Origin of the sequence: Sorangium sp. So ce1153 (genome assembly GCF_051521595.1) — a bacterium.
Taxonomy (GTDB): Bacteria; Myxococcota_A; Polyangia; order Polyangiales; family Polyangiaceae; genus Sorangium.
Map to the genome: position 1 here is coordinate 12,388,565 of NZ_CP150361.1, position 15,280 is coordinate 12,403,844.

The window sequence follows — 15,280 nt, forward strand, 5'->3', positions numbered from 1 at the left end:
TACCAGCGCGGCGTCCCTCAGCGCGACCCCGACTCGAAGCGCGGCGCCGCCTCGAAGGTCTCGGCGAGGGTGCGGCGGTACTCGTCGGCCATCTGAACGAGCCCGTCGATGAGCAGCGCCGCGTCGTGATCCGAGAAGCCCTCCAGCGACGCCACGCACGACACCGAGACCTCGTCGCCCGTGATCGACACGCGGAACTCCCCCGTGGTCTGGTCGTTCATCGTGAGCAAGAACCGATAGAACGGCTCGTGGTTCGCCGCCGGCAAGCCCACGACCGGCGCGCGCAGGGTCAAGAGGCGCCCCGCCTCGTCGATCTCGACGTCGACCTGCGTCGCCGTCTCCGCCGCCGGGAACGGCCGCTGCGCGATGCGCCAGGCCCTCGGGCCGACGCGCGCCCGGTTCGCGATGATCCCGAGCGCCGACAGGCCCTGGCGGATCACCCGCTCGACGCCCGCGCGGGCCGGCGACGGCGCGAACGCGTGCGGCAGCAGCCGGCCGCAGCCCAGGCACCGATCGCTCTCGATGTCGAACGGCTCCTCGCACGCCGGGCAGCGGTAGACCGGCGCCCTGTCGCGGAGCTCGCCGAGCGGCCGATCCGCCGAGGTGAGCAGCGGCTGGAACGCGCCCGCCGGGAGCACGACGCTGTGGCCCGGGAGCTCTCCTCCGACGCCGGACGGCGCCGCGACCACCCCGAGCACGCGCCCCTCCGGATCGAGCACCGGCGCGCCGAGGGGCGCCGCCACGTCGAGCTCGAACGCGGGGAGCTGCCCGTCCACCTTGCGCGCCACGTGGCACACCCTCGCGACGGCGAGGCGCAGGCTCTGCCCCGGCAGGCAGCTCAGGACCGCGGCGCGCTCCCCGAGCCGCGGCTCGGCCGGGGCGCGCACGGCGAGCGCCCCGACGCCGGGCGGCTCGCCCGGCGCGACGAGCGCCACGTCCCGGCCCACGTCGGCGACGATCACGCGCCCCGCCATGCTCCGCCCGTCCTCGAACGTCAGCGCGACCTCCGTCGGGTAGCCGAGCCCGCGCCGGCTCGTCACCACGACGCCGTTGCCGAGCGCCACCCAGCCGGTCGTGACGAGCACGCCGGCGCGGATCGCCACGATCGATCGGCGAGCGCGGGCGACGCGCTCGTGGAGCAGGGCCAGATCGCCGTCGCCGTGCGCCGCGAGCTGCGACGTCATTGGGCGACGATCCTCGAGAGCGCCGTCATCAGCAGATCGATCGTGCCGGGCTTGGCGCCGTCGCGCTGCGCGTAGGCGACGATGTCGCGCAGCCGCTGCTCCGTCTTGAGGGGCAGCTTCGTGCGCACGAGCAGCTCCGACAGCGCGCCGATCGCGAGGAAGTGGCGGAGCATCGGGTCGGCCGGGGCGCGCTCGATCTCGCGCAGGTAGCGGCCGAGGTGCTCGCGCGCGAGCGCCGCCGTGGTGAGCGGGTCGACGTGGAGCGGCTTCTCCTCGGGCACCTGCCCGCGCAGCGTGACGAGGCGCTCCATCGCGAGGAACGCCGGCTCCGCGACGCCGCCCGTGCTCCCGCGGCGCGCGCCGTCGGCCTGGATGAGCTCGCGGGTCGCGGCCGCCGTGCACCGGTAGAGGTGCGCCACCGCGTCCGGCATCGTGTCGCCGTACTCGTAGATCGCGCGGAACACGGTGCACCGGATGAGGAGCACCATGACGCCCGGCCGCTCCTGGAAGCTGAGCGCCGTGCCGAGCACCTGCGCGTCCCGGAGCAGCTGGCAGAACCGATCGGCCGGCGTGTTCGTCGACTCGGGGCGGGACGGGATGTTCTGGCGCGACGGAGGATCGATCTCGACCTCCGGCAGCGCGGGCGGGCGCACCGACACCGGCGTCGTCACGGCGGCCATGCTGGACGTCGAGCGGCGAAAGGGGACGGTGCGCGCGCTGCGGCGATCGCTGATCTGCGGGGGCGTGTCCGCGGCCGGCGCGTGCTCACCCGAGAGCGGGGCCGCGGTCGCCGAGCTCGGCGCGGCCGGCTTCGCGGCGCCGCCGTCGGGTCCGGGCATCGCCATGCTGCTGATCGCCTTCGACGCGGCGCCTCCGTCGTGCGCCGGCGGGAGGATGCCGGCCTTCGCGGCGGGCACGCCGCCGTTCCTCCCCGACGCGCCCGACGCGGCGCCGAGGGACGTCGGCGCCGGGACGGACGCGAGCGAGGGGGAAAGGATGTCGGGGATCGCGTCCGCGTCGCGGATCGGGCGCGCGACCGACTCCGGCAGGCGCGGCAAGGGGGGCGCGGCCCACGCGGAGTGCTCCTCGTGCGGCGTCCGCACCGCCGAGATCGGCGAAGGGGGCGCGGCCGCCCGCACCGACGGGGCGCCCTGCGAGCGGCCGGGCGTCGGCGGAATGGAGAAGCTCTTGAGAGGCCGGGCGCGGCCGGCCGAGGCCCAGGTCAGGCTCGCGCGCTGCTCCTCCGAGAACGGCGGCCGCGCGTCGAACCACGCCGCCATCGTCGCGCCGAGCCGCTGCGCCGCCTCGCCGCTCTCGCGGAGCGCCTGGCGCAGCGCCTCCGGCGTGAACGCGGCGACGCGACCGACGCGGCGGAGCAGCAGCAGATCGTCCCGGAGGCAGAGCCGGAAGGGCTCGGGCCCGCCGGAGAGCTCCAGCGCCGTCCGGAGCAGCGGCACGCGGTGCCGCTCCGCGACGCGCGCGACGGGCACGTCGATCGACACCCGCTCGAGCGGCGCGTCGAGCGCGACGAACAGCGTCACCGCCGCGAGCGGGACGATCCACCCCACGCCGTCCTGCAGCGTCGTCGCCTGGACGCTCGTCCCGGCCTCTGCGGAGGCGCAGTGGGCCACGAAGCGCACCGGATCCCGCGTGCGCCAGGCGTCGATCGAGCTCTCGTCCCAGTCCGCGTCGGCGGGGGGCGGCCGGCGCGAGAGCGCCGGCGACCGGTCGACCCCGCACGCCTCGCACCGCGGCCCGCGCAGCGGATAACCGCACGCCGCGCAGAAATCGGAGGCCGGGCTCGACGGAACCGCCACGGCGACAGCATACCTCAGCGCAGGGCCGAGGTGGCACCGCGGTTTGCTCTCACAGGAACGGATTCAGGTGGAGCGCGACCTTGGCCTGCCGCAGGTTGTACTGGACCCTGCGGATGAAGTGGATGAGCAGGTAGGCCCAGACGGCGAACGTGACCACGCTGATGACGAGCTGGACCGTCTTGCTGACGCCGATCACCATCCAGAGCGCCGTCAGGAGGAAGGCCCCGAACGAGAGCGGGACGAACCACTTCCAGCAGAGGTTCATCATCTGGTCGATCCGGACGCGCGGCAGCGTCCAGCGGATCCAGATGACGACGAACACGAGGAGCCAGCTCTTCAGCAAGAAGAGGAAGACGCCGAGGAGCTGGAGCCCGAAGCTCGCCTCCTGCTGCGCCGGCGAGACGCCGGGGATCTGCCAGCCGCCCAGGAAGAGCGCGCTCGCGATGCCGCACATCACGAAGACGTTCGCCCACTCGGCGAAGAAGAAGAAGAGGTACCGCATCCCCGAGTACTCGGTCGAGTAGCCGGCGACGAGCTCGCTCTCCGCCTCGGGCAGGTCGAACGGCGCGCGGTTGCCCTCCGCGAGCGCCGTCGTGAAGTACAGGAAGAACAGCGCGAACGTGATCGGGTTGCGGAAGACGAACCAGTACCAAGGCCAGCCGCCCACGTCGAGGAACGAGGCCCCGGCGCCGCCCTGCGCGCCGATGATGTCCTGCAGGCGCAACGAGCCGGTCATCATGACGATACACACGATCGCGACAGCGCCGGGGATCTCGTAGCTGATGATCTGCGCCGCCGAGCGGACGCCGCCGAGGAGCGACCACTTGTTGTTCGACGCCCAGCCGCCGGTCATGAGGCCGATGGTGACCAGCGAGGTCACGGCGATGACGAAGAGGATGCCGATGTCGAGGTCGGCCGCGATGAGGTACTGGCCGAACGGCATGACGACGAACGTGGCCGACACGCCGACGAAGACGAGGTAGGGCGCGAGCCGGAAGAGCGCCCTGTCGCTCTCGGCCGGGATGACGTCCTCCTTGAGGATCGACTTGATGCCGTCGGCGATCCACACGAGGAAGCCCTGCGGCCCGGCGCGGTTCGGCCCGATGCGCGACTGCATGCGCGCCGAGACGCGGCGCTCGACCCACGTGATGATCCCCGCGGTGGGGGCCATGAAGAGCAGGATGATCGCGGCGGCCACGCCGAGGATGATCCCGGCGCCGAGCAGGTCGGTCGGCGCGCTCGCGTGGAACCCCTCGGTCGAGAGCTGGAGCTCGGACGGCGCCGCGGCCCCCCGCCTGATCCCGATCGTCGACAGCCGCTCGTGGCCGCTCGGGATCACGTCGCCCCGCGAGAGGACCTTCACGCCCTCGAAGCTCGTGATGACGTCGCCGGGGAGGATCTGCGCCTGGCTCGCGGGGCTCCCGCCGCGCACGGTCGTCACGACGAGCCCGCCGGCCGGGGGCGACTCGGCCGCGACCTCGACGCCGAAGAACGCGAGCGCGCGCGTCCCCTCCTTCTCGCGCGCCTCGATCACGGCGCGCCGCGGCGTCGGCGGGATGAAGTCGATCGTGACGCCCCTCACCGTGCCGGCCACGGGGAGCGCCCCCTGCGTCGTCGCGGGGATCTCGACGACGACGTCCCCCTGGAAGGTCGTGTGCACCGCGTCGTCGCCGCGGCCGGCGAAGCGCGCCTGCAGCCCCTCGGAGAAGACGAGCGAGACCTTGTTGCTGCTGACCTGCGCGTCGTCGATCTCGATGCTCTGATCGGTGAGCGGCGCCTGGCCGGGGCGCCTCAGCGTCCCGCGGAACGTGACGACCGCCTCTTTCGCCTCCGCGGTGGGCAGGTTGGTCCCGAGGATCTCGATGCGGTCGCCGAGGTCGACCTCGCGCGGCACGACGTCGATGACGCTCAGGAGCTCCGGCGCCGTCCTGCTCCGGGCGCAGCCGGCCGCGCCGAGGAGCGCGAGGAGGGCGAGGATGGCCACGAGGCACGGCAGCAAGCCGCGAGGGAGAGCTCTCCGGGGTGGAGATCCGCGCATGGCGCCGCTTATAAACCGCGCGGCTCAGGCGGTCGAGATTGCGGAGGATCGCGCGGCCGGACGGGGAGGAAGTACCGGCTTCCGTCGAGCTCGTTCACCCCCACGTAGAGCTCTGCCTCGAACACGTCCTTGAGCCGCCGGTAGGTCATCACCTGCTCGACGGTGCCGTGCGCGACCAGCCGCCCGGCCTTGAGGAGCGCCACGCGGTCGGCGTACTGGGCGGCCGCGTTGAGGTCGTGCAGCACCGCGACGCAGGCGAGGCGCCGCTCGGCGACCTCCCGGCGCACGACCTCGTGGACCTCGATCGAGTGCCGGATGTCGAGGTGGGCCCCGGGCTCGTCGAGGATCAGCACCTGCGCCTCCTGCGCGAGCGCGCGGGCGATGGCGACCCGCTTCTGCTCGCCGCCCGAGAGCTCGGCCACGGGCCGCCCCGAGAGCTCCACGAGGTCGCAGGCGCCGAGGGCGCGGGCGACCGCCTCCTCGTCGCGGTCGGAGGCGCGCATCCAGGCCCCCTGGTGGGGCGCGCGGCCCATCAGCACGACCTCGCGCACCGTGAACCCGGGCGCCGAGGCGATCCCCTGGGGCACGACCGCCACGCACCGCGCGATCGCCCGCCGGTCCATGCCGCCGAGCGGCCTCCCCAGCAGGGTCGCCTCCCCCCGCGCCGGCCGCAGGGTCCCGGAGAGGACCCGGACCAGCGTCGACTTTCCGGCGCCGTTCGGCCCGAGGACGGCGCAGAGCTCGCCCGCGCGCACCTCCAGGCAGATCCCCTCCAGCGCCAGCCTCCCGGTGGGATAGCTCGCGGTCACGTCACGCAGCTCGATCGCCGGCTCCTGCACGCCTCCCCTTTTTATCGAGTGATATCGAGTGATCTTTCCTTGCGCGAGGTTTCTGGCAGTGGTCCAATCGACTCGAGGCGTAGAGGAGATGGAAACGGCGAAGGAGACCCTGGGAGGCGGCGGCGAGGTACCGCGTCGCGTTATTAAGCGCTACTCCAATCGGAAGCTCTACGACACGAAGGACAGTCGTTACGTCACCCTGCAGCAGATCGGGGAGATGGTCCGGGCTGGCGAAGAGGTCCAGATCATCGACAACGCGACCAAGGAGGACAAGACCGAGGTCACGCTGGCGCTGATCATCTCGGAGGATCTCAAGTCGCAGCCGCGCTCGGTTCCGCTCGGCACGCTGAGGGATCTGATCCAGGAGCGCGGCGAGCGGCTGCTGTCGCAGCTGCGCGAAGGGCCGATCGGCCGGCTCATCCCTGGCGCGGTCCCTGGGGAGGGCGGGGCGGTAGCGCCGGGAACGGCGCAGGCGCCCGCGGCTGAGCCCGCGGCCTCCGCGTCGCCGTCCCAGCCGCCCCCGGCGCTCGACGCGGACAGGTCGAGCCACGCGAAGGGGCGCCTGAGCGGCATCGTCGAGAGCTCGAAGCAGACGCTCGATCAGTGGCAGCAGGCGGTCGACGAGCGCGTCCTCTCGATCCTGCCGGGCCTCGGGCTCGTCCGGGATCTCCAGGCCGATGTCAAGCGCCTTTCGCAGCGTATTGACGAGCTGGAGGCGAAGCTCCAGGAACGCACGGGTGAACAGAGCGAGGCCACGGCTCCCCTCCAGGCTGGCTCCGTCGCGGATGAAGCCGCTGGCGAGGGTCAGGGGGGCGAGAGCAGGCCGGAATAGTCCTGACCGCTCCCCTGTTCCCCCGTCGATCCCATGCCGTTCTTCTTCAGCAAGAAACCTGCGTCCGTAGCGCAGGACCTGTCGTTATCCAGCAGTGAGGGGGGGCGCGCCGACGCCTTCGAGGTCGAGCTGCTCGGTCATCTGGACACGCTGTACGCCGTGAGCTGCCGGATGACCAAGAGCTCGACCGAGGCGGAGGACCTGGTCCAGGACACCATCGTCAAGGCGATGCGCGCCCGGGATCAGTTCGAGCCGGGCACCAACCTCAAGGCCTGGCTGCTCCGGATCCTCACGAACACGTTCATCAACCGGTACCGGCGCGGGGGCCTCGAGCGAGGCATCTTCGACGGCCCGGACGCCGAGCCGCTCACCGACGGGTGGGTCGGGGCGACGACGATGCGCGCGATGCGCGATCCGGAGACCCAGGCGCTCACGCCGCTCGTCGAGGCGGAGGTGCAGCGCGCCCTCGACGAGCTGCCCGAGGAGTTCCGCCTGGCGGTGGTGCTGTCGGACATCGAGGAGCTCTCCTACAAGGAGATCGCCGAGGCCATGGGCTGCCCGATCGGCACGGTGATGTCGCGGCTGCACCGGGGCCGCAAGCTCCTCCAGAAGACGCTGCGCGAGCACGCGGTCCTGATGGGGATCGTCAGCGAAGACGCCGCGAAAGAGGCGCCCGCCGACCTGGACGCGTACCGCAAGAGGAAGCGGGGTGTCGCATGAGCGCCGCGAAGTCGATCGAGAGCTGCGCGCAGTTCGAGTACGCGCTGTCGGCCTACGTCGACGGCGAGCTGGACCCGGATCACGCGGTCGACCTCGAGTCCCACCTCGTCCAGTGCCCGCCGTGCTTCGAGCAGGTGAAGCTCCTGCGCTCGCTGCGGGCGAGCCTCAGGCGGGCGAAGCCGCCGGAGTGTCCGAACGCGCTGCGGGCGCGCATCGCCGCCACCATCGCGCACGAGCACGCGCGCGGGGCGGCGCGCGAGGCGGCGCAGTCGTTCGAGGCGAGGCCGCGCCTCATGCACAAGGGGTACGCGGCGGCGCTCGCCGTGGCCGCGGGCGTGGCGTTCATGGTGGGCGTGACGCGGCAGCGGGCCGCCGCGCCGGACGCCCCGAAGGAGACCGCGAAGGTGGAGCTCGACGCTGCGCGCGCCGAGAGCGTCGAGATCCTCCTCGACGATCTCGTCACGCAGCACGCGCAGCCGCTGCCGCCGGAGACGACCAACCCGGAGGACCTCCCGCGCTTCGATCCGTTCGTCGGCGTGCCGGTCCGCAGGCCGGAGTTCCAGTCGATGCCGGTGAACTTCATGGGAGCCCGTGTGCACACGATGCGCGATCGGCGCGCCGCGCTGCTCCAGTACATCGTCCGAGGCAACCACCGCGTGACGGTGTACCTCTTCAACTCGCGCGCCGTCCCCGTGCAGAAGGCGCAGCCGATCCTCCAGCCGCGCGTCGTGCGCGAGCGCCCCGTCTACGTGGGCATGATCAACGGCTACTCGGTCGTGGCCGCCGAGCGCAGCGGCGTCGGTTACGCGCTCGCCTCGGACCTCGGTGACGACCTCAGCACGCAGCTCGTCCTCGCTGCGATGCAGTGACGGCGTCCGCCTGAGCGGGCGCTCTGCTCCACTTCCCTCCCCTCTGCTCCCCTCCCCTAGGCTCCCCTCCCCTCGACCCCCCACGACCCGCGAGAGACCGCATGCGCTTCGTCTTCGTCATGGATCCGCTGAGCCGCGTGGCGCACGACAAGGACACGTCGTTCGCCTTCATCCGCGCAGCGCAGGCGCGCGGACACGAGAGCTACCACTGCTTGCCGCGCGACCTCTCGGTCGAGGGCGGCGAGGCGCACGCCTCGGCGACCCCGGTGATCATCGGCGACGCGCCCCCGTTCATCTCGCTCGACCTCGCGGGGGGCGCGCGCCGGCTCCGCCTCGCGGACGTCGACGCGATCTTCATCCGCAAGGACCCGCCGTTCGACCGCAGCTACCTCTACGCGACGTTGCTCCTGGAGCGCGCGCGGCGCTGCCCGCTCATCGTGAACGACCCGCGCGGGCTGCGCGACGCCAACGAGAAGCTCTACGCGCTGAACTTCCCGGAGTGGACGCCGAAGACGCTGGTCACCGCCGATCGCGAGCAGATCCACGCGTTCGTGCGCTCCCTCGGCGGCACGGCGGTGATCAAGCCGCTCGACGGCGCGGGCGGCCTCGGCGTGCTGCAGATCAGCGAGCGCGACAAGAACGCGCGCGCCATCGCGGACATGATGACGAGCGAGGGGCACCGCCTCGCGATGGTCCAGGAGTACCTCCCCGCCGTCGTCGAGGGCGACAAGCGCGTGCTGCTGCTCGACGGCGAGCCGCTCGGCGCCATCCTCCGGGTGCCGCGCGACGACGATCACCGCTCGAACATCCATGTCGGCGGGCGCGTGGTCTCGACGGAGCTGACGGCGCGCGAGCGCGACCTCGTCCGCGCGGTCGCGCCTCGCCTGCGCGCCGACGGCCTCTACTTCGTCGGCCTCGACGTGATCGGCGAGCGCCTGACCGAGGTGAACGTCACGAGCCCGACCGGCATCCAGGAGCTCGGGCGCTTCCTCGGCTCGGATCCCGCGGACAGGGTCATCGCCTGGGCCGAGGACCGGGCGCGCGGCCGGGCCCTGCGCGCGTGACCGGTCGCCCCCGGGCGTCGGGAAGTTGGCCCGGAGGTCCGGTTTCTGCGAAGGCTCCCCCATGGGCGAGTCATTCGAGCGATGTGCCGTATGTGAAGATCGCGAGCTGGACGGCCGGGAGACCGGGGCGTCCGGGGATGCTCGCGCGAGGACGCGGATGGCACGCGTCGTCATCCAGGGGCGCTCGCTGAGCCTGTGCCGCTCGCACGCGGCGACCGTGGCCGCCGCCATGCCGGAGACGTTCGAGGAGATGCGCGCCCTGTTCGTCGGGCTCCAGCGCGTCGGGCTGCCGGCGCAGGGCGATCCGCCCGTCGAGCGCCGCTCTCCGATCGCGCGCCGCAACCCCGAGGACCGGCGCGTCTTTCCCCCGCGGCCGGAAGGCCGGCGGCTCGGCGCAGGGCGCCGCGCCACCGATCCGCGGGAGTGATCGCGCAGCTCGCGCCGACCTCCGCGCGGCGCTCGGCTCGCGCAGCGCGATCCTCGCCGCGCGGCGCTCGCTGATCTCGCGACGGAGCGCCGCGAGCTGCCTCGATTTGCGTGGTAGGTTCCCACCATGAGGTCCCATCGACGCGTGGTCATCGGGCTGGGGTCGAGCCTGGGCGATCGCCTGGGGACGATCCGCGCGGCCATCGCGGCGCTCGGCGCCGATCCCGATCTCCATGTGGTGCGCGAGTCGTCGCGTTACGAGTCGCCGCCTGCAGGCGGCCCGCCGCAAGGCGACTACGTGAACGCCGCGGTGCTCGTCGCCACGTCGCTGCCCGCGCGCCAGATCCTCGATCGCACGCTCGCCGTCGAGCGCGCGCTCGGGCGGACGCGCCCGGATCCGGTGCGGTGGGGGCCGCGCACGATCGACCTGGATCTGCTCTGGATCGAGGGCGAAGCTGTCGCCGAGCCGGATCTCGAGGTGCCGCACCCGCGGCTCTGCGAGCGCGTCTTCGCGCTGAGGCCGCTGCTCGACGTGGCGCCTGACGCGCGCGACCCGCGCACGGCCCTCACGTACGCCTCGCTGCCCGAGGCGAGCGCGCCCATTCACCGGCTCGATCCGATCTGAACGGCGCGAGGCGCGCTCCGGTCTGAACCGCGCGAGCCGCGCGGCGATCTGAACCGCGCGAGCCGCGCGGCGATCTCAACGGCGCGAGCCGCGCGCCGATCCGAACGGCGCGCGACGTTCAGCCCGGGCGAGGCGACCCGGCGGAGCGGGCGCGGAGGCCGGCGCTGCCGCCGGCGTACGACGCCGCGCTGCCGATCGCGACCATGACGACCAGCAGCAGCGCCCACCCCAGCGCGCCCGCCGGCGCGCCCTCGGCGAGGGCGAGCGCCCAGGCGAGCGTCGCGACGACCGCCCCGCTCGCGGCCGCCTCGCGCCGCCCGGCGCGCCCGCCGAACCGCCCCACGAGGTAGCCCCCGGCGACGCCGGCGAGCGCGAACGCGACCACGTTGAGCCCCACCATCGCGAACCGCACCGAGGTCGGCGCCTCGGCGTCCCCTGCCCGCTCGAGCATCCGGCGCAGCAGCGTGTTCACGAGGCCCGCGAGCGGCAGCCACGCGATGAACATCGCCACCGTCCCGAGCGCGATCCAGTGCCACGGCGGGCGGTCTTCGCCCTCGTCGTCGCCGCTGCTCTGCAGCACGGGGAGCCTGCGCTTCTCCGGTCCCGGCGCCGCGCCGCGAGGAGGCGCCGCGCCCGGCGCGCCGCCGCCAGCGAGCGGGAGGCGCCGCTTCGGTCCGTCGACCATGACGTCAGCTGGGCTTCGAGGTCGGCGGCACGGCGGCGGCAGGAGCCTTTCGCCAGAGCTTCCGCGCTTCGTCCTGCAGGCGGACGAGCCGCCGCTGCTCCTGGATCAGGCCTCCGTAGGCGCGGGGCACCCGCGGATCCTTCGCCAGCGCGTAGAGCACCTGGAGCGCTGCCTCGGCGTCATCCGTCGCGCGGTGCGCCTTGTCCAGCGTGATCCCGAGCCGCGCGGCCATGTCGCCGAGGGCCCGGCTCTCCTCGTTCTTGTAGAGCTCGCGGGCGAACGTGAGCGGGTCGATCCAGTCGACCTCCCGCCGCATGGCGGGCGGCGGCTCGCGCGGGCGCATGCCCACGCGCTCGAGCTCGGCGAGGATGAACGAGCGGTCGAATGAAGCGTTGTATGCCGCGGGGATCGCCCCCTTGAAGCAGGCGAGGATCTCTTCCGCGACCTCGGCGAACGACGGCTTGCCCTCGACGTCCGCGTCCTTGATCCCGTGGATGGCGGTGCTCTCCGCGGGGATCGGCCGCCCCGGATGGATGAGCCAGTTGTAGCGGGTCAAGATCTCCCCGGCGCGGCCGATGACGATGCCGAGCTCGATGATCCTGTCCCCTGCGGGGTCGCGCCCCGTCGTCTCGACGTCGATGAAGGCGATGGGCTGGTCGATCCAGGCGCTGCCCGCGTCGATCTCGGAGGCGACGCCGACGGCGCGCACCTTGAGCAGGTGCGCGATCCCAGGGTAGTGCCGGCCCGTCGGGAAGCAGCCGCACGGGTCGGCGACCTTCAAGGCTTCCTCGGCTGAGCGGGCTGGGCCGGTCCGGCAGAGGGCGCGGGGCGCGCCGCGCTGCTGCCAGCGGCGGGCGCCGCGGCGCTGCCGGCGGCTGGCGCCGCGCTGGCGGCTGGCGTCGCGCTGGTCGAAGCGGGCGCGTCGGTCGCGCCCGGCTGGGCGCCGACCGGCTTCGGCGGCGCAGGACGCGGCGTCTGGCCGAGGAGCTCGAGCTCGACCTTCACCCACTCCTCGAGATCTTCGGGCGGGTTCGTGAGGAGCTGCAGGTTGACCTCGCGGCCGTTGATGAAGACGAGGGGCGTCCCTTCGAGGCCGACCTCGTCCGCCTGCTTCCTGTCCTTGTCGATGCGCGACTTGGTCTCGGTCGAGACGAGATCGGCGCGGAATTTCACCGGATCGAGCTTGAGCCGCTGCGCGTAGCGCTCGATGTCCGCCTGCTCCAGCCGCTCCTGGTTGTCGAAGAGGAGGTGGTGCATCTCCCAGAACTTGCCCTGGTTGAGCGCGGCGACCGCCGCGCGCGCAGCGGGCTCCCCGTGGACGTGCGCCGAGAGCGGGTAGAACTTGAAGACAAGCCGCACCTGCCCGTCGAAGCGCTTCACGAGCTCCTCGAGCACCGGCGACATGAGCTTGCAGAACGGGCACTCGAAGTCGGCCCACTCGACGATCGTGACCGGCGCGTCCGGCGGCCCCATGTCGGGCGAGCCGTCGGTGGCGAGCGTCCGCACCTTGTTCGCGTCGAAGCGCATGTGGAACGCGTCCTCGCGCTCCTTCTTCGCCCGGCCTTCCTTGACCTGCTTGAGCAGGAGCTGTGCGGCAGGAAGGCACGCCTTGCATGGCCGCTGCTCCTTCACGCACTGCGCGATGCTCACGGGCGTGTCCGGGCAAGGGGAGAGGAGCTCCGAGACCTGGGCGGCCCACTCTCGACGCTCACGAGGCGTGAGCGAGGAGGTGTCCACGCCGGCGAGCGAGACCGATACCTCCGGGCTCGGGGCCGGTTTGGGCTCGTTCGAAGCGGAATTCCCAGGACAGCCCGTGACGCTGATCGAGAACAGCGCGAGGAGCGGCGGCATCCAGCGCAGGAATGACATCGCGGCGCGAGCTTAGTCGGACCCTTTGCGAGATGCTAGCGCGGGTGTAGCGTCACGGCGTGCGGAGCGTCCTCTACCGCTTCCCGGATCTGCAACAGTTCGAGCAAATTGTGTGCAGCCCCGAGGAGGGCGACCTCGAGCTCGGGCTACCCGCGGGGGAGGTCGTCGCCGACGGCGAGTGGGTGCTCGCCATCTTCGAGCTGGGCGAAAACCGCCGCGCCACGTCGGCGGCGGCGTGCGCCTCCGTCTCGCCGGAGGGCGCGCGGCTCACGTTCGAGCCCCGCGACTGGCGTCGCCTCGCCCATTTCGCCCAGACGGAGGCGACCCGCCCGGGGTCCATCCCCGACACCGAAGCGGCCGCTCTCCCCCTCGCCGCCGGCGAGGCCCGACCCGCTTCGCCCCCGCGCGACCAGGGCGCTGGCCCGGCGGTCCCGGCGCCCTCACAGCCAGCGCCGCCGCGGCTGGGCGGCAAGGGAGCGCGGGTCCTCGTCGTCGACGACGAGGCGCACCTCCGCGAGCTGCTGTCGGCGATGCTCGAGGCTGTCGAGCTCGCCGTCGTCGCCGTCGCGAGCGCGGAGGAAGCGCTGGAGCTCGTCCGCGGCTCGGCGTTTCAGCTCGTGGTCCTCGACTGGAACCTCCCGAGGATGACCGGCATCGAGCTCTGCCGGACGCTGCGGCAGGAGCCAGGGCTCCGCGATCTGCCCGTCCTCTTCCTGACCGCGAACGCCTCGTCGCAGGACATGGTCCAGGCCTTCGCCAGCGGCGCCGACGAGTACATGGTGAAGCCTTTCCGCGCCCCCGAGCTCAGGGCGCGCATCTTCAGCCTGCTCCGCCGCACCCGGCGCGACGCCCCCTGACGCGGCGCCGCGCCGGCCCCGGCGCGCTCAGAAGCCGACGTCCACGTTGACGTTGAGCACGCCGATCGTCTGCGCGTAGAGCCCACCGGAGTCTGGAGCCCTCGAGTTGCCCGCCAGGCCAGCGGTGATGCTCTTCCCGGTCGTGTCCCGGCTGGCGTAGAAGAGGTGCGTGTACGACGCCCCGAGGTGCAGCTGCTTCGCGAGCTCGAAGCGCCCCCCCACGGCGAACGAGACGTCGTGGAAGTCCGTGGCCGACGGGTCCAGGGTCTCGTCAGGGACAGCGTTGGAGTCGTAACCGACGCCGCCGAAGAGCTCGACCGCGGGCTTCGGCCAGTAGCTGACGCCCCCGCGCACGCCGAACGTGTCGTTCCAGCGGCGGGCGATGTTCTGCACCACGCCGGCCGGATCGGCGGCGGAGCCGTCGCTCCTGATCTCGCACGCCGCGCCCACCTGGGTGAGGCACTGGTTCTCCATCGAGCTCCACCGCGTCCAGTCGCCGAAGAGGCGGACCTCCAGGCGCTCCGCCGGGATGAAGCGGGCGCCGAGGCGCACGATGTCCGGCAGCCCCTGGTGGAGCTCGACGTCGTCCGGAGCGCTCGACACGCCGTTGAAGCGGTTGGTCAGCGTGCCTTCGAGCGTCTCTCCTCCCGTGACGTTCGGGCGCGACTGGTACGACGCGCCGACCCAGAGCTTCTCCGGCACCGCCTCGATCAGCGCGCCGACGCCGAAGCTCGCGTGCAGCCCGCTCACCTCGAGCAGCGAGCGCCCCTCGGTGGCGAGGAGGTTGTCGCCGGAGGCGTTGCGGGCGCGGACGGTGTTCACCTGAGTCCGGATCAGGTTCCCCGAGACGCCCAGGCTGAGGCGGAGCGCCGGGATCCTGGTCGCCGCGGCGAGCGTGAAGAACATCGCCTGGAGCGAGGACTCGATGGAGTGCCAGCGCTGCACGCCGTCGACCGGCCCGGCGAGGTCGCGACTGCCCTCGAAGGCGCCGTTCTTGTCCCAGGACGCCGCGCCGCCGAAGGGCACGTAGACGCCGGCGCCGAACGCCAGATCGCCGACCCTCGCCGACGCGCCCAGCATGGGCGAGGCGGCCACGTTGAGCAGGTCCGCCTCACCCGTGTTCGCGGCCGGCACCGTCACGTCGTCCGAAGCCGCCTGCGCGTGCGCGTAGGACGCGGCGCGCAGCGCGATGTTTCCGTCCAGGAACAGGTGAATCCCCTCGCTCTCGGCGAGGCCTGCGGGATTGTAATAAACGGCGGTCGGATTGCTGGTGATCGGGTTGCCGTGCTCGCCGCCGAAGCGCGCGGTCGCGAAGCCGCCGGCGAGCGCGGTCCCGGTCCAGACAAGGCCGCCGAGGAGGCCGGCGGAGAGCGCGAGACAGTGGCGGTGGGTGGGCATGGCCGGGTGTTCTCGGGTTCGGGGCGGAGGAATGCGGCGCCTGCGACAGACCCGCGT

Annotated in this window: 15 protein-coding genes; 7 read left to right on the forward strand and 8 right to left on the reverse strand. The window is 72.7% G+C overall.

Annotation, left to right across the window (positions count from 1 at the left end; genetic code table 11):
- Positions 1-17: 17 nt before the first annotated feature.
- The 4 genes from WME85_RS45020 to WME85_RS45035 all read right to left on the reverse strand — a co-directional run bounded on the left by WME85_RS45020 (position 18) and on the right by WME85_RS45035 (position 5,878).
- Positions 18-1,184, reverse strand: coding sequence for a trypsin-like peptidase domain-containing protein (locus tag WME85_RS45020; protein ID WP_437830416.1), 1,167 nt, complete (start codon positions 1,182-1,184; stop codon positions 18-20).
- Positions 1,181-3,001, reverse strand: coding sequence for a hypothetical protein (locus tag WME85_RS45025; RefSeq protein WP_437830418.1), 1,821 nt, complete (start codon positions 2,999-3,001; stop codon positions 1,181-1,183). The genes WME85_RS45020 and WME85_RS45025 overlap by 4 nt, the downstream gene beginning before the upstream one ends.
- Before the next feature lie 49 nt (positions 3,002-3,050).
- Complete coding sequence (gene nuoH / locus WME85_RS45030) at positions 3,051-4,985, reverse strand: NADH-quinone oxidoreductase subunit NuoH (protein ID WP_437830420.1); 1,935 nt, start codon at positions 4,983-4,985, stop codon at positions 3,051-3,053.
- A 62-nt stretch (positions 4,986-5,047) separates the two neighbouring features.
- Positions 5,048-5,878 (reverse strand): ABC transporter ATP-binding protein, encoded by an 831-nt coding sequence (locus WME85_RS45035; RefSeq protein ID WP_437830421.1) that lies wholly within the window; start codon positions 5,876-5,878, stop codon positions 5,048-5,050.
- An 88-nt stretch (positions 5,879-5,966) separates the two neighbouring features.
- Between WME85_RS45035 and WME85_RS45040 the strand changes: the two genes are divergently transcribed.
- The 6 genes from WME85_RS45040 (at position 5,967) to folK (ending at position 10,414) form a co-directional block, all read left to right on the forward strand.
- Positions 5,967-6,710, forward strand: a complete 744-nt coding sequence (locus WME85_RS45040; protein ID WP_437830423.1) for a polyhydroxyalkanoate synthesis regulator DNA-binding domain-containing protein — start codon at positions 5,967-5,969, stop codon at positions 6,708-6,710.
- 33 nt (positions 6,711-6,743) lie between these two features.
- On the forward strand, positions 6,744-7,430 hold the full coding sequence (locus WME85_RS45045; RefSeq protein ID WP_437830425.1) for a sigma-70 family RNA polymerase sigma factor: 687 nt from the start codon (positions 6,744-6,746) through the stop codon (positions 7,428-7,430).
- A complete protein-coding gene (locus WME85_RS45050) occupies positions 7,427-8,299 on the forward strand; it encodes an anti-sigma factor family protein (protein ID WP_437305241.1) in 873 nt (290 codons plus the stop codon). The genes WME85_RS45045 and WME85_RS45050 overlap by 4 nt, the downstream gene beginning before the upstream one ends.
- Positions 8,300-8,400: 101 nt before the next feature.
- Positions 8,401-9,363: a glutathione synthase gene (gene gshB / locus WME85_RS45055; RefSeq protein ID WP_437830426.1), complete on the forward strand. Its 963-nt coding sequence runs from the start codon at positions 8,401-8,403 to the stop codon at positions 9,361-9,363.
- Positions 9,364-9,520: 157 nt separating this feature from the next.
- Entirely contained in the window at positions 9,521-9,790 is a 270-nt protein-coding gene (locus WME85_RS45060) for a hypothetical protein (protein ID WP_437830428.1), read from the forward strand.
- A 126-nt stretch (positions 9,791-9,916) separates the two neighbouring features.
- Positions 9,917-10,414 carry a 2-amino-4-hydroxy-6-hydroxymethyldihydropteridine diphosphokinase gene (gene folK, locus WME85_RS45065; RefSeq protein ID WP_437830430.1) on the forward strand — a complete coding sequence of 166 codons (498 nt, stop codon included), beginning with the start codon at positions 9,917-9,919 and terminating at the stop codon, positions 10,412-10,414.
- A gap of 118 nt (positions 10,415-10,532) precedes the next feature.
- On the opposite strand, the gene WME85_RS45070 is transcribed toward folK, so the two are convergent.
- Genes WME85_RS45070 through WME85_RS45080 form a run of 3 tightly spaced genes read right to left on the reverse strand, consistent with a single transcriptional unit; the run spans position 10,533 to position 12,968 of the window.
- Complete coding sequence (locus tag WME85_RS45070; RefSeq protein WP_437830431.1) at positions 10,533-11,099, reverse strand: hypothetical protein; 567 nt, start codon at positions 11,097-11,099, stop codon at positions 10,533-10,535.
- A gap of 4 nt (positions 11,100-11,103) precedes the next feature.
- Positions 11,104-11,880, reverse strand: coding sequence for a 3'-5' exonuclease (locus WME85_RS45075; protein WP_437830433.1), 777 nt, complete (start codon positions 11,878-11,880; stop codon positions 11,104-11,106).
- A complete protein-coding gene (locus WME85_RS45080; RefSeq protein ID WP_437830434.1) occupies positions 11,877-12,968 on the reverse strand; it encodes a DsbA family protein in 1,092 nt (363 codons plus the stop codon). Before WME85_RS45080 ends, WME85_RS45075 begins: the two co-directional genes overlap by 4 nt.
- Positions 12,969-13,027: 59 nt before the next feature.
- On the opposite strand from WME85_RS45080, the gene WME85_RS45085 reads away from it, so the two are divergent.
- Entirely contained in the window at positions 13,028-13,825 is a 798-nt protein-coding gene (locus tag WME85_RS45085; RefSeq protein WP_437830436.1) for a response regulator transcription factor, read from the forward strand.
- A gap of 27 nt (positions 13,826-13,852) precedes the next feature.
- Here the strand turns inward: WME85_RS45085 and WME85_RS45090 are convergent, their stop codons facing one another.
- A complete protein-coding gene (locus tag WME85_RS45090) occupies positions 13,853-15,223 on the reverse strand; it encodes an OmpP1/FadL family transporter (RefSeq protein ID WP_437830439.1) in 1,371 nt (456 codons plus the stop codon).
- Positions 15,224-15,280 lie beyond the last annotated feature (57 nt).